This is a genomic window from Streptomyces sp. NPDC016562, assembly GCF_043076955.1.
Taxonomy (GTDB): domain Bacteria; phylum Actinomycetota; class Actinomycetes; order Streptomycetales; family Streptomycetaceae; genus Streptomyces.
Genome location: NZ_JBIBRZ010000003.1, coordinates 113,186 through 126,217, shown reverse-complemented (window position 1 = coordinate 126,217; position 13,032 = coordinate 113,186). Strand labels below are relative to the sequence as shown.

Genomic DNA, 13,032 nt, shown 5'->3' with positions numbered 1-13,032 from the left:
ACCGGGTGCACTGGGGCACGGGGTGCAGTGGTTCAACGGCGGGGCGGGCGGGGCGGGTACGGGTCGCGCCCGGCGGCGTACGGAAGTCGGATTTGTCGCACACCCTCCGGATCCGTGGACATGCCGGTACGGGAACCCCACCGGCGTAGATTCACTCTTCGAGAGGGGCGATACGACCGAAGCCGCCCAAGCCGGCCCAAGGAGCTGCAAACGTGATCTGTTATGGACCGGCCGTCCTGGACCTGTCGGACGAACTGGCCGACGCGTACAGCGAGGTCTTCTCCGCTCCGCCGTGGAACGAAGACGAAGAAACCATTCGCCAGTTCCAGGCCCGGCTCCAGGCCGACAGTCGCCGCGCCGGCTTCCGTACCGCCTTCGCCCAGTCGGCCGTCGGCATCGACGGCTTCGCCACCGGCTGGCTGACGCCCAAGACCTTCCCCAGCGACCGCGGCTACGGTCAGGTCGCCGCGCAGCTCGGCCGTCCGCGCGTACGCGAACTCCTCGTCGGCGCCCTGGAGATCGACGAGCTCGCCGTACGCCCGCACGCGCGCGGGCACGGCACCGGGCGCGCCCTGCTCGCCGAGATCACCGCCGACGCCCCGGACGCCCGGGCCTGGCTGCTCACCGCCCGCATGGCCACCGACACCGTCGCCACCTACCGCCGGCTCGGCTGGCACGAGGTCACCCCGCTGCCCGGCACCGCGAACGGCGTCGTCGTCTTCCTCGCCCCGGAACATCCCGCGGCGCCGGCGCGTCCCGCGGCCTGAGGGTCGCCGCCCGGCCCTCCGGGGCATACCCCGGGCATGATCACTCACATCGCTCGGCGCCAGCAGAACCTGGCCACCTACCACCAACTGCGCGAGGCCGGGATCCCGTCCGGCACCATCGGCGGCCGCAGTCGCCGGGGAGGTCCCTGGCAGCGGCTCCTGCCCCGGGTCTACCTGCTCCAGACCGGGCCGCCGGACCACCGCCAGCGCGCGCTGTCCGCCGTCCTGTACGCCGCCCAGCCCTCGGTCGACCCGCTCCGCGGCGCCACCGCCGCGCTCACGGGCGGCGCGGCCCTCGCGCTCCTGGGCGTCCGCGACGCCCCGCCCGAGCCGCTGGACGTCCTCGTGCGCGCCCCGCGCTCGGTGCGCGCCGTCGGCGCGGTCCGGCCCTGCTCGACCGCCCGCTGGCCCGCCACCCTCAGCATCTGCGGCGTCCCCAGTACGCGGCCGGTGCGGGCCGCCGCCGACTTCGCGGCGCGTACGGACGATCCGGACCTGGTGCGGTCCGTCCTGGCGAACGTCGTCCAGGGCGGCTGGTGCCACCCGCACGACCTGCACGCCGAACTGCGGGCCGGCCGGATCGTGACCCGCCCCGCCGTCCGGGCGGCGGCCGCCGAGCTGACCGCCGGGGTCCGCTCCATCGCCGAGGGCCGCGCACGCGACGCGCTGGCCCTCACCGACCTGCCCGCCCCGCTGTGGAACGCGCGCCTCCACGCCCCGGACGGCGCCTTCCTGGCCAGCCCGGACGCGTACTGGCCGGACGAGGGCGTGGCGCTGGAGGTCGACTCGGCGGAGTACCACTACACGCGCGACTCCTGGCAGGCCACCCTCCACCGGCGCCTGCGCCTGGAGTCCCACGGCGTCCTGGTCGCCAGTACGACCCCCGCGATCCTGCGGGACAGGCCGGCCGACGTGATCGGCGCGCTGCGTGCACTGCTCGCGCTGGGCGCGGGGCGCTCCAGCCCGCCGGGCGTCATCGCCCGCGGACACGCCCAGCTGGAGCTGCCGACGCCGACCCTCTAAGCCCCCAGGGCGCGGGAGACCGTGAAGATCAGCAGGCCCGCGAGGGCGCCGACCACCGTGCCGTTGATCCGGATGAACTGCAGGTCGCGGCCGATGTGTGCCTCGATCTTGCGGGAGGTGTGCTCGGCGTCCCAGCTCGCCACCGTGTCCGTGATCAGCGAGGTGATCTCGGTGCGGTAGGTGGTGACCACGTAGACGACGGCGCCCTCGATCCAGCCCTCCACCTTCTGCTGGAGGCGGCCGTCGCCGGCCAGGCGCGCGCCCAGGGACACCAGCGAGGCGCGCACCCGCAGGCGCAGCTCGCTCTGCTCGTCCTCCGCCGCCGAGAGGATCAGCGCACGGATCGCCGTCCAGGCCGAGGCGATGACGTCCTGGATCTCGCCCCGCGCGAGCAGTTCGGACTTCAGGCGCTCCACCTTCGCCCGGGTCTGCGTGTCCGACTGGAGGTCGGCCGCGAAGTCCGTCAGGAAACGGTCCACCGCCCCGCGCGCCGGGTGCGCCGGCATGTCCCGCATCTCCGTGAGGAAGCGCAGCAGCTCCTTGTAGACGCGGTGGCCCACCTTGCGGTCCACGAACCGCGGGGTCCAGCCCGGGGCGCCGCCCTGGACGGCGTCCGAGATCGACTCCTCGTGCGTGACCAGCCAGTCGTGGGCCTTGGCCAGCACGAGGTCGACGGCCCGGTGGTGCCCGCCGTCCGTGACGACCCGCTCCAGGGTCTTGCCGATGCCCGGCGCGATCTCGGCGCTCTCGGCGCGCCGAGTGATGGCCTCCCCTACGACGGCCTGCACATCGGAGTCCCGCAGGACGGTCAGGGCTCCGCGCAGCGCGGTGGCCAGCTCCGCCGTGACCCGGTCGGCGTGCGCGGGCTCGGCCAGCCAGGCGCCGAGGCGCCCGCCGATGCCGAGGGCGTGGAGGCGGGCCTTGACGACGTCGGAGGAGAGGAAGTTCTCGCCGACGAACTCCCCGAGGGTGACGCCGAGCTGGTCCTTCTTGGTCGGGATGATCGCCGTGTGCGGGATGGGCAGTCCGAGCGGCCGCTTGAACAGGGCGGTCACGGCGAACCAGTCCGCGAGCGCGCCGACCATGCCCGCCTCGGCGGCGGCCGCGACGTACGCGGCCCAACCGCCGGCGCCCCACGCGTGCTGGGCGACCTTGGCCAGGACGTAGACCACCGCGACCAGGAGGAGCAGGCCCGTCGCGGTGGTCTTCATCCGGCGGACGCCGCGGCGTCGTTCCTCGTCCGCGGGGCTGAACACGAACATGCCCCGGACGGGCGGTGGCGCCGGCGGGGCGGTGCCTCCGGCGCTGGTGGGGTTCTCCACGTGCTTCTGCCTTCCCCGAGGGGGCGCTGATGGTGTCTGCCTGCATAGCATCCGACTCCCGGGAGGCGCGTGGAGTTCCCGCCATGCCGTGGAGCACTCCGTGTGGGGGGCTGTTCAGGTGCCTCCATGGGGTGCCTCAGCCCCGGCTCGGCCCAGGCCCGACCCCGCCCAAGCCCAGGCTCAGCCCCGCCTCAGCCCCCTCCCCCGCCCCCGCCTCAGCCCCGGCCCGCGTACATCCGCGCGATCACGTCCTCGATGTCCGGCTCCCGCACCGACAGGTCCAGCAGCGGGTACTGCGCCGCCACCGCGGCCACCAGCGGCGCCGCCGAAGCCCCCGCCGGGAACGCCAGCCACTGGCGCGCCCCCTCCACCTTCACCACCCGCGCGCCCGCCACCTCGATCGGCGCCAGCTCCCGCTCCAGGTCGATGACCAGGGTCCGCTCGCTCTCCCCGGCCGACCCGGCCGCGTGCAGCCCGCCCAGCGGCCCGTCGTACATCAGCCGCCCGTGGTCGATCACCATCACCCGCTCGCACAGTTGCTCGATGTCCTGGAGGTCGTGCGTGGTGAGCAGCACCGTCGTGCCGAGCTCCTCGTTCAGCTGCCGCAGGAAGCCCCGCACCTTCGCCTTGCTCACCACGTCGAGCCCGATCGTCGGCTCGTCCAGGTACAGCACGTCCGGATCGTGCAGCAGCGCCGCCGCGATGTCCCCGCGCATCCGCTGCCCCAGCGACAGCTGCCGTACCGGTACGTCCATCAGCTCGGCCAGGTCCAGCCGGTCCACGCACCGCTCCAGGTTCTCCGCGTAGCGCGCCGCCGGGATGCGGTACATCCGCCGCATCAGCCCGTAGGAGTCCTTCAGCGGCAGGTCCCACCACAGCGTGGTGCGCTGCCCGAACACCACCCCGATCCGGTGCGCGAGACGCATCCGCTCCCGCGCGGGGTCGATGCCGGCGACCCGCAGGCGGCCGCCACTCGGCGTCAGGATGCCGGTCAGCATCTTGATCGTGGTCGACTTCCCGGCGCCGTTGGGCCCGATGTAGCCGACCATCTCGCCCCGCGCGACCTCGAAGCTGATGCCGTCCACCGCCCTGACCTGGCGTTTCTCGCGGCGCATCAGGCTCACCCGGCGCCGTACGTCGAAGACCTTCTCGACCCCGTCCAGCGAGATCAGCGGCTCGGTCATCTTTCCTCAGCTCCCCGTGCTCCGGTACGAACGGACTCCCGCGCGCCACGCCAGCGACGCGGGTACGAACACCGCGAGCGCCACCAGCGGGCTCAGGAACGCGGCCCACCCCGGCAGCCCCAGCGGATCGGGCCGGCCCAGCACGTACAGCGCGGGCAGCCAGTTGACGAAGGCCAGCGGGACCACGAAGGTCACCCCGCGCAGCAGGTCCTTCGCGAAGACGGTCGGCGGGTACTGGAGCATCGTGCAGCCGCCGTAGGTGAAGGAGTTCTGCACCTCGGCCGCGTCACCGGCCAGGAACTGGAAGGCCGCCCCCGCCACCATCACCGCCCCGAAGATCCCCGCGCCGGCCAGGACCATCACGGGCACCAGCAGCACCTTCCCGGCCGTCCACTCAAGGTCCAGCCGGGAGATCGCCCAGGCCAGCACCCCGAGCCCCTGCGCGATCCGCCCCAGTCGGCGCAGCGCGAACCGGTCCGCCGCGACCTGCGCGAGCACCGGGACCGGGCGCACCAGCATCGTGTCGAGCGAACCGTCGCGGATCCGGGCGCCGATCCTGTCGGTGTTGCCGAGGGTCAGGTCGGCCAGGCCCAGGGAGGCCGAGCAGGACCCGTACAGCAGGGCGATCTCGGGCAGCGTGAAGCCGCCGAGGACGTCCACGTGGGAGAACATGAGGGAGATCGCGACGAAGTCGAGGAGGGTGATCGCCGCGTTCCCGAAGGTCGAGAGGAGGAAGGACGTCCGGTACGTCATCGTCGACCGGATCCACATCGCGACGATGAGCCCGTAGCCGCGCAGCCCCTCCCGGGCGCGATGCCGCCGGGGCACGTCCAGCGCCGCGAACTCAGGCCGGGGACCGCGCTCACCGGCCCGCTCCTCGGCCCGCTCCCCCAGCACCCCGACCGCCTCAGCGGCCCCAGCGGCCTCAGCCGCCCCCGTCACCTCAGCCACCCTGGACCACCACCTTGCGCGTCGCGGCCGACTGCAACAGCCGTCCCGCGCCCAGCAGTACGCCCGCCCACCCGGCCTGGAACGCCAGCGCCCCGGCCGCGCTCCCGGCCCCCGCGTGCTTGCCCAGCAGCACGTCCATCGGGATCTGGAGCATGGCGGCCCACGGCAGGACCCGTACGAACTCACCGAAGCCGCCCGGGAAGACGGTCAGCGGCAGCAGCATCCCCGAGAAGAAGATCGAGACGACGGTGGCCATCATGTTGATCCCGGCCCCGTCCATCAGCCAGAACGCGGCCAGCCCCAGCAGGTAGCGCACCGCGAAGCTCACCACCAGCCCGAGCGTCACGGACACCAGGAACAGCAGCCAGCGCAGCGGATCCCCGGGCAGCGCCAGCCGGAAGGCCAGCGCCCCGGCCACCAGCGGGAACAGACCGCGCCCGAGCAACTGGAAGGCGGCCCGGCCCAGGTCGGCGGCGAGCCACCACATCTGGAGGTCCGCCGGACGGTAGAGGTCGACGGCGATGTCGCCGGTGCGGACGCGCTCTTGCATCTCCTCCTGGAAGCCGCCCCCGATCAACGCCCCTGCGGCGAGCAGCGACTGACTGACCCACACGAAGGTCAGGGCCTGCGCCTGGTCGTACCCGCCGAGCCCGGGGCGCTCGTCCCACAGCGCGATGTACGTGTACGCGACGATGAATCCGAACGCGGTGTTCGTGAACACCCCGGCCGCGGTCGCCGTCCCGTAGGTGGCGTAGCGCCGGAATCCCCCGGCCGCGACCGCCAGGTAGAGACCCGCTCCGCTGCGCACTTCCTGCCGCACCGTATCCCTCCGTTTCCCACGTCGTTCCTACGTCGGCCAAAGCGCGCGAGCTTAGTGCGGAGGGGCGAGCCACGCGAACGATTTACGCCCGTCCAGAGCGTAATGACCGGTCATCGGGTAGACACCATGAGGTACAGAAGTGGATATTTCGCACGGCGCCGAGGAGCCCTGGAGATGAGCGACCAGTCACCACCCCCGGGCTGGACCCCTCGCGACCCCGACACGCCCGACGAACCGCCGAGACCGCCGGCCGGCCCGTCGCAGCCGGTACGAGGCGGCCGGCCGGGCGACCCGGCCAAGGCCGGCCGCAAGCCCAGACCCCGCCGGACCGGCTGGCGTCGCGCCCTCCCCACCTGGCGCATGGTCCTGGGCGCGCTGCTGCTCCTCGCCCTGCTGATCGGCGGCGGCCTCGTCGCCGGCTACCTGCTGGTCGACATCCCGCCCGCCAACGCCGCCGCCACCGCCCAGTCCAACGTGTACCTCTACGCCGACGGCTCCCAGCTCGCCCGCGACGGCGAGGTCGACCGCGTCAACGTGCCGCTCTCGCAGGTCCCCCGGACCGTGCAGGAGGCCGTACTGGCCGCGGAGGACCGGGACTTCTACTCCGAACGGGCGGTGGACCCCAAGGCGATGGTCCGCGCCGCCTGGAACACGGCGACCGGCAAGGGCACCCAGTCCGGTTCGACCATCACCCAGCAGTACGTCAAGAACTACTACCTGGGCCAGGAACAGACGATCAAACGCAAGGTCAAGGAGTTCTTCATCGCGATCAAACTCGGTCGCGAGAAGTCGAAGAACTACATCCTCGAGGGCTACCTCAACACCAGCTACTTCGGCCGCAACGCCTACGGCATCCAGGCCGCCTCCCAGGCCTACTACGGCAAGGACGTCGGCAAACTCACCACCGCCGAGGGCGCCTACCTCGCCACCCTCCTCAACTCCCCCAGCGCCTTCGACGTCGTCTCCCACCCCCAGAGCCGCGCCCGCGCCCTCGCCCGCTGGAACTACGTCCTCGACGGCATGGTCAAGAAGGACTGGCTGCCCGCCGCCGAACGCGCCACGACCCGCTTCCCCGAGCCGGGCAAGGTGCGCGCCGCCGCCGGCCTCTCCGGCCAGCGCGGTTACCTCGTAGAAGCGATCAAGGACTACATCGTCGACCGCGAGATCCTCGACGACAAGACCCTCGCCGAAGGCGGCTACCGCATCACCACCACCATCGACAGGCGCCGCCAGAACGCCCTCGTCAGCGCCGTCGACGACCAGATGGTCGGCAAACTCGACCCGGAAGCGCGCCCGGCGGACCGGCTCGTACGCGCCGGCGGCGTCTCCATCGACCCGCTCACCGGCAAGGTCGTCGCGATGTACGGCGGCATCGACTACACCAAGCAGTACGTCAACAACGCCACCCGCCACGACTACCAGGTCGCCTCCACCTTCAAGCCGTTCGTCTTCACGGCCGCCGTCGAGAACGACGCGCGCACCCAGGACGGCCGCCGGATCACCCCGTACACGGTCTACAACGGCGACAACAGGCGCCCCGTCGTCGGCGGCCGGATCCGCTTCAACCCTGAGAACGAGGGCCAGGTCTCGTACGGGAACATCACCGTCAACACCGCCACCGACCTCTCCGTCAACGCCGTCTACGCCCAGATGGCGGTCGACGTCGGCACGGCGAAGGTCAAGCAGACCGCCATCGCCCTCGGCATCCCCGAGAACACCCCGAACTTCGAACCGGTCCCCGCCATGGCGCTCGGCACCCTGCAGGCCAGCGTCCTGGACATGACCCAGGCGTACGCGACCCTCGCCGACCACGGCCGCCTCACCCCCTACACCTTCCTGGAGAAGATCACCAAGGAGGACGACACCATCGGCCTGCCCCAACGCACCCCCACCCAGGCCGTCAGCCGCGAGGCCGCCGACACCACCACGTCCATGCTGGTCAGCGTCGTGGACAACGGCACCGGTACGGCGGCGCTCGCCGCCGGCCACCCGGCGGCGGGCAAGACCGGCACCGGGGAACTGGACCGCTCGGCCTGGTTCGCCGCGTACACCCCGGACCTGGTCACCGTGGTCGCGATGATGGGCCAGGACCCGGACACCGGCACCCTCCAGTCGCTCTACGGCGCCCTCGGCGAGCGCCGCATCAGCGGGGGCGGCTACCCGGCCCGGATCTGGGCCGCCTACACCAAGACCGCCCTGGAGGGCACCGACCCCGTCGACTTCGAACTGGAACTCCAGCCCGGCGCGGGGCAGCCCCCGCCGCCGCCGCCCTCCCCGCAGTTCAGCTTCCCCGAGGAAACCCCCGGCGAGCGCACCGGCCCGCCGACGGGACGACCGAACCGGCCCGGGCGGCCGACGCCGACGGGCGGCCAGAACCAAGGGGGACAGGACAACGGCGGCCAGAACCAGGGCGGGCAGGACAACGGCGGCCAGCAGAACGGCGGTCAGGGCAACGGCGGCCAGGACAACGGGGGCCAGGACAACGGGGGCCAGGACAACGGCGGCACCACCGAAGGCGACCAGGGCGGTGTCACCTCGGGCAGGCAGGGCACGACGGGGACCACCGGTACGACGGGCACGGGTGGCACGACGGGCACCCGGGGCACGGACGGCGGGACCGCCGACGGGCCGCGCCCGCCGTCCGCGTTCCTGGAGTGACGGGTGGTACCGGTGGGACCGTCCCCTGAACCGGGTCGGTGACCGGAGGTCGCCTTCAGCCCCACCACGGCGACCAGCAGCAGGCAGATGAAGAAGATCCGGGCGGCGGTGACGGGCTCCCCCAGCACCGCCATACCGAACACGGCCGCGCCGGCGGCGCCGATGCCCACCCACACCCCGTACGCCGTGCCGATGGGCAGGGTCTTCGCGGCGTAGGACAGCAGCACCATGCTCGCCACGATCCCGGCGCCCGTGAACACGCTGGGCCACAGCCGGGTGAAGCCCTCGGTGAACTTCATGCCGACGGACCAGCCGATCTCCAGCAGACCGGCGAGAAGAAGCAGAACCCAAGCCATGACGGCACCTCCGAGACGTCGAGCGGTACGGGGTGCGTCGTCTTGTCGTTCACCCGGTACGGCGCGTCTCGTCGGGGTTCGCCTCCACCGTAGCAAGGGGCGGACGAAGAGGGCCGAAGGGCAGCGAAAAGGGCCGGTGACCTCCGCCACCAGCCCTCGCCGTCCGCTCTCAGCCCTCAGCTCTTCGACCCCCGAGGGTCACAGGTACAGCCCGGTGGAGTCCTTCGACCCCTCCAGCCGCTCGGCGGCCACGGCGTGCAGGTCGCGCTCGCGCATCAGCACGTACGTCGCCCCGCGCACCTCGACCTCCGCCCGGTCCTCGGGGTCGTACAGCACCCGGTCACCGGGCTCGACGCTCCGTACGTTCTGCCCGACCGCGACCACCTCGGCCCAGGCGAGCCGCTTGCCCACCGCCGCCGTCGCCGGAATCAGGATGCCGCCGCCCGAGCGGCGCTCGCCCTCCGGCAGATCGGACTTCACGAGCACGCGGTCGTGCAGCATGCGGATGGGCAGCTTGTCGTGGGTGGTGTTCTCGCTCACGCCAGAAACCTACCTGCCCGCGCCCGCCCCGCCTCGCGGAGGGTCACCCGCGCTTGCGCCGCGCCGACAGGACGAGCACGCCGATCACGCCGACCGCGAGCAGCACGACCGGCACGATCCGCTCGGGACGCGGGGTCCCGTCCTCGTGGCGCAGGCCGTCCGACACGTCCGTGACGAGACGGTTCACCGTGGCGAAGGCCCGGCCGGCGGTGTGGTCGACCGTCGAGACGACCCTGGCCTTCGCGTCCCCCATGACCGTCTTCGGGTGCATGCGCACGCCGATCTCGTCGAGCGTCTCGGCGAGCTGCTCGCGGCGGCGGACGATGTCCGCTTCGATCTGTTCGGGGGTCCTGGCTTCGGGCACCGCGCTGCCTCCGTCGTCGTGGTCCGGTGGGGGATGTCCCCCGTGAACAGCTGTCAGCTTAGTCTCGACCCGTACCGATCCCCTCTTGAGGAGACTGTCCAGATGAGCGAGCGACTTCAGCCGGGCGACACCGCCCCCGCCTTCACCCTGCCCGACGCGGACGGCAACGAGGTCTCGCTCGCCGACCACAAGGGCCGCAAGGTGATCGTGTACTTCTACCCCACCGCGCTGACGCCGGGCTGCACGAAGCAGGCCTGCGATTTCACGGACAACCTGGACGTCCTGGCCACGGCCGGATACGACGTCATCGGCGTGTCGCCGGACAAGCCGGAGAAGCTGGCGAAGTTCCGTGAGCAGGAGCACCTGAAGGTCACGCTGGTCAGCGACCCGGAGAAGGAGACGCTGACCGCCTACGGCGCGTACGGCGAGAAGAAGCTGTACGGCAAGACGGTGACCGGCGTCATCCGCTCCACGGTGGTCGTCAACGAGGAGGGCAAGGTCGAGCGCGCCTTCTACAACGTCAAGGCCACGGGCCACGTAGCCAAGATCATCAAAGACCTGGGCATCTGACCCCGCCCCACCTTCCCCGTGACCCGCACCCCACCCGGTGCGGGTCACTCCGCTTATCGGACGAAACCGTCCGTAACCGAGCGGCCGCCGCCCCGTTACTCCATTCGAGAGCCGCACGCGCGGCCGAGAGGGGTGGGGCACATGGGCGACCCGTACGACCGGGCGACGCTGGCCGCGGCCACGTCCGAGGCTCGCGGCTGGGCGGATCTGATGAGACGGCTCGGACTGCGGGAGAGCGGCGGCCAGCGACGGGTGCTCCAGCAGAAGGTCGCCGCATGCGCCATCGACACCGGTCACTTCAAGCAGCGCAGCCCCTGGCGCAGGTACTCCGACGAGGCCATCACCGCAGCGGCCGCCACGTCGACCACCCTCCGGGAAGTCGCGGAGAAACTCGGGGCACCACCGGCCACGGGAACCCTGTCCCATCTGGCCAGGCGCATCACCGCGCTGGGTATCGACGTCAGGCACTTCCCCGGGATGAACCGGGCCGCGGTCGACCTGCCTTTCGGCACGGCGGAACTCCGCGCGGCAGCCATGTCCGCAGACAGCATCAGAGGTGCGGCCCGCGCACTGGGGGTGCCGGACGACAGCCGCTCTCGACAGGCGCTCGGCCGCATGCTGCGCGAGCACGGCATCGACACGACGCACTTCCGCAACGCCCGACCGGTCCTCGCCGATGAGGCCCTGCGCTCAGCCGTGTCGGAGGCAACGAGCTATGCGGACGTCATGCGGACCCTGGAGCTGGAAGTGAACGACACGAACCACCGTCGCGTTCGACGCCACGTGGCGCGACTCGGCCTCGACACCTCGCACTTCACGCGGCGCCCCTGGAGCAAGACGCCCGCTCGCCCACCCAGGTCCACCGCACCGAGCACCCTCGTCGTCCTCCCCGAGGGGTCGCCCCGCACGAACAGGACTCGACTGCATCGGGCCTTGCAGGAGACCGGCCGCCCGTACCACTGCGTCATGTGCGGGAACGACGGCGCATGGCTTGGCCAACCGATCACTCTCCAGATCGACCACATCAGCGGAAACTGGCTGGACAACCGTCCCGAGAACCTCCGCTACCTCTGCCCCAACTGCCACTCCCTGACGGAGACCTGGTGCCGCAAGAGCCGCCCCGACCCTGTCGCCCCCTCGACCCCTGCCCCCGTAGACTGAGCGCAGCCCAGACAGGCTCAATGTCTGAATGGGGCTCAATGTCGCGGTTGTGGTGGAATTGGCAGTCACGCTGGGTTTAGGTCCCAGTGGGGTAAAACCCGTGGGGGTTCGAGTCCCCCCAACCGCACGTGCACGCCGACGGCCCCGTACGCACCTGCTGCGTACGGGGCCGTCGGCCGTTCGGGCGGCGTCAGCCCAGGAGCTCTCGGACCACCGGGATCAGGGCGCGGAAGGCCTGGCCGCGGTGGGAGATCGCGTTCTTCTCCGCCGGGGTGAGCTCCGCGCAGGTGCGGGTCTCGCCCAGCGGCTGGAGGATCGGGTCGTAGCCGAAGCCGCCCGTGCCGGACGGGGCTTGACGCAGGGTGCCCAGGAGGCGGCCCTCGACGACGCGTTCGGTGCCGTCCGGCAGGGCCAGGGCCGCCGCGCAGAAGAAGTGGGCGCCGCGGTGTTCCGGACCGATGTCGGCGAGCTGCGCCAGCAGGAGGTCCAGGTTGGCCTTGTCGTCGCCGTGGGCGCCGGCCCAGCGGGCCGAGAAGATCCCCGGGGCGCCGTTCATGACGTCCACGCACAGGCCGGAGTCGTCGGCGACCGCCGGGAGGCCGGTGGCCCGGGCCAGGGCGTGGGCCTTGAGGAGGGCGTTCTCGGCGAAGGTGACGCCGGTCTCCTTGACGTCCGGGATCTCCGGGTACGCGTCCGCGCCGACCAGCTGGTGCGGCAGGCCGGCGGCGGACAGGATGGCGTGGAGCTCGGCGATCTTGCCCGCGTTGCGGGTGGCCAGGATCAGGCGGCTGGGCGTGGGCTCGGGCGTGGAGGTCATGCGCCCATTATTTCCCGCGCCCCGGCCCGCCCGACGCCCCGTGCCCCGGCCCGCCCGGCATCCCCGTCTTCTCGCGTCAGCCCGGCGTGCAGACCTTGGAGATCTCGGTCGCCGCGTCCGCGACGGGCTTGATGTCCGGGGTGGGGTTGCCCTGTTCGATGGCGGTGCGGACGTTCTTGACGGCCGTGTTCATCGAGGTGATGGCCTTGCCCAGGTCGGCGTTGTCCGTCTGGTCGCCGATCTTCTTCAGGTTCGTCTCGATCTGGTTGAGCGCGTTCTGGGCGTCCTGCGGGCTGTTGCCGGCCTGGGAGACCGCCTGCTGGAGGTCGTTGGCGCCGTCCGTGATGGCCACCGCCGTGTTCGCACAGTCCATCGCCGTGGAGATCGCGTCGCAGGCCGTGAGGGCCGGGACGGTGAGGGCGGCGGCCATGGCCACGGCCACTATGCGGAGCTTCATCTTCGGGTCCCCCAAGGGCTTCGGTACGTGGACGGGCGCACG

Annotated in this window: 13 protein-coding genes, 1 tRNA gene, 1 pseudogene and 1 riboswitch; of the genes and pseudogenes, 6 read left to right on the top strand and 9 right to left on the bottom strand. The window is 71.9% G+C overall.

The window, feature by feature from the left end; genetic code table 11:
• The first annotated feature begins 212 nt into the window (after positions 1–212).
• Positions 213–767, top strand: coding sequence for a GNAT family N-acetyltransferase (locus ACF059_RS15695; RefSeq protein WP_392056938.1), 555 nt, complete (start codon positions 213–215; stop codon positions 765–767).
• Between the two features lie 36 nt (positions 768–803).
• A complete protein-coding gene (locus ACF059_RS15690) occupies positions 804–1,790 on the top strand; it encodes a hypothetical protein (RefSeq protein ID WP_392056935.1) in 987 nt (328 codons plus the stop codon).
• On the opposite strand, the gene ACF059_RS15685 is transcribed toward ACF059_RS15690, so the two are convergent.
• From ACF059_RS15685 to ACF059_RS15670, 4 genes are all read right to left on the bottom strand, one after another.
• Positions 1,787–3,052 (bottom strand): DUF445 domain-containing protein, encoded by a 1,266-nt coding sequence (locus ACF059_RS15685; RefSeq protein ID WP_392058105.1) that lies wholly within the window; start codon positions 3,050–3,052, stop codon positions 1,787–1,789. The two genes, ACF059_RS15690 and ACF059_RS15685, sit on opposite strands and share 4 nt — an antisense overlap.
• Before the next feature lie 275 nt (positions 3,053–3,327).
• On the bottom strand, positions 3,328–4,296 hold the full coding sequence (locus ACF059_RS15680; protein ID WP_392056932.1) for an ATP-binding cassette domain-containing protein: 969 nt from the start codon (positions 4,294–4,296) through the stop codon (positions 3,328–3,330).
• Between the two features lie 6 nt (positions 4,297–4,302).
• Positions 4,303–5,247, bottom strand: coding sequence for an ABC transporter permease (locus ACF059_RS15675; RefSeq protein WP_392056929.1), 945 nt, complete (start codon positions 5,245–5,247; stop codon positions 4,303–4,305).
• The gene (locus tag ACF059_RS15670) at positions 5,240–6,067 is read right to left on the bottom strand and encodes an ABC transporter permease (protein ID WP_392056926.1); all 828 of its coding nucleotides are present in this window, start codon (positions 6,065–6,067) and stop codon (positions 5,240–5,242) included. The genes ACF059_RS15675 and ACF059_RS15670 overlap by 8 nt, the downstream gene beginning before the upstream one ends.
• A gap of 174 nt (positions 6,068–6,241) precedes the next feature.
• Here ACF059_RS15670 and ACF059_RS15665 point away from each other — a divergent pair, with 174 nt between their 5' ends.
• A complete protein-coding gene (locus tag ACF059_RS15665; protein WP_392056923.1) occupies positions 6,242–8,725 on the top strand; it encodes a transglycosylase domain-containing protein in 2,484 nt (827 codons plus the stop codon).
• A 38-nt stretch (positions 8,726–8,763) separates the two neighbouring features.
• Here the strand turns inward: ACF059_RS15665 and ACF059_RS15660 are convergent.
• The 3 genes and pseudogenes from ACF059_RS15660 to ACF059_RS15650 all read right to left on the bottom strand — a co-directional run.
• Positions 8,764–9,081: pseudogene (locus ACF059_RS15660) on the bottom strand (multidrug efflux SMR transporter); the annotation flags it as partial.
• Positions 9,082–9,112: 31 nt separating this feature from the next.
• A riboswitch (guanidine-III (ykkC-III) riboswitch) is annotated at positions 9,113–9,180 on the bottom strand.
• A 99-nt stretch (positions 9,181–9,279) separates the two neighbouring features.
• Positions 9,280–9,621: a co-chaperone GroES gene (locus ACF059_RS15655; RefSeq protein WP_030239046.1), complete on the bottom strand. Its 342-nt coding sequence runs from the start codon at positions 9,619–9,621 to the stop codon at positions 9,280–9,282.
• Between the two features lie 43 nt (positions 9,622–9,664).
• Complete coding sequence (locus tag ACF059_RS15650) at positions 9,665–9,985, bottom strand: DUF3618 domain-containing protein (protein ID WP_361945795.1); 321 nt, start codon at positions 9,983–9,985, stop codon at positions 9,665–9,667.
• A gap of 102 nt (positions 9,986–10,087) precedes the next feature.
• Between ACF059_RS15650 and bcp the strand changes: the two genes are divergently transcribed.
• The 3 genes from bcp (at position 10,088) to ACF059_RS15635 (ending at position 11,843) form a co-directional block, all read left to right on the top strand.
• Positions 10,088–10,555: a thioredoxin-dependent thiol peroxidase gene (bcp, locus tag ACF059_RS15645; protein WP_392056919.1), complete on the top strand. Its 468-nt coding sequence runs from the start codon at positions 10,088–10,090 to the stop codon at positions 10,553–10,555.
• A gap of 141 nt (positions 10,556–10,696) precedes the next feature.
• Complete coding sequence (locus tag ACF059_RS15640; RefSeq protein ID WP_392056916.1) at positions 10,697–11,716, top strand: HNH endonuclease signature motif containing protein; 1,020 nt, start codon at positions 10,697–10,699, stop codon at positions 11,714–11,716.
• Between the two features lie 43 nt (positions 11,717–11,759).
• A tRNA-Leu gene (locus ACF059_RS15635) sits at positions 11,760–11,843 on the top strand.
• A 63-nt stretch (positions 11,844–11,906) separates the two neighbouring features.
• On the opposite strand, the gene rdgB is transcribed toward ACF059_RS15635, so the two are convergent.
• Positions 11,907–12,533, bottom strand: a complete 627-nt coding sequence (rdgB, locus tag ACF059_RS15630) for an RdgB/HAM1 family non-canonical purine NTP pyrophosphatase (protein ID WP_392056913.1) — start codon at positions 12,531–12,533, stop codon at positions 11,907–11,909.
• A gap of 76 nt (positions 12,534–12,609) precedes the next feature.
• Positions 12,610–12,990, bottom strand: a complete 381-nt coding sequence (locus ACF059_RS15625) for a hypothetical protein (protein ID WP_366867453.1) — start codon at positions 12,988–12,990, stop codon at positions 12,610–12,612.
• Positions 12,991–13,032: the final 42 nt, after the last annotated feature.

Excerpts from the sequence above, each read along its gene's own strand:
- ACF059_RS15690 (WP_392056935.1), top strand. The coding sequence starts at position 804 with ATGATCACTCACATCGCTCGGCGCCAGCAGAACCTGGCCACCTACCAC.
- ACF059_RS15685 (WP_392058105.1), bottom strand. The coding sequence starts at position 3,052 with ATGTTCGTGTTCAGCCCCGCGGACGAGGAACGACGCCGCGGCGTCCGC.
- ACF059_RS15680 (WP_392056932.1), bottom strand. The coding sequence starts at position 4,296 with ATGACCGAGCCGCTGATCTCGCTGGACGGGGTCGAGAAGGTCTTCGAC.
- ACF059_RS15665 (WP_392056923.1), top strand. The coding sequence starts at position 6,242 with ATGAGCGACCAGTCACCACCCCCGGGCTGGACCCCTCGCGACCCCGAC.
- bcp (WP_392056919.1), top strand. The coding sequence starts at position 10,088 with ATGAGCGAGCGACTTCAGCCGGGCGACACCGCCCCCGCCTTCACCCTG.
- ACF059_RS15640 (WP_392056916.1), top strand. The coding sequence starts at position 10,697 with ATGGGCGACCCGTACGACCGGGCGACGCTGGCCGCGGCCACGTCCGAG.
- rdgB (WP_392056913.1), bottom strand. The coding sequence starts at position 12,533 with ATGACCTCCACGCCCGAGCCCACGCCCAGCCGCCTGATCCTGGCCACC.
- ACF059_RS15625 (WP_366867453.1), bottom strand. The coding sequence starts at position 12,990 with ATGAAGCTCCGCATAGTGGCCGTGGCCATGGCCGCCGCCCTCACCGTC.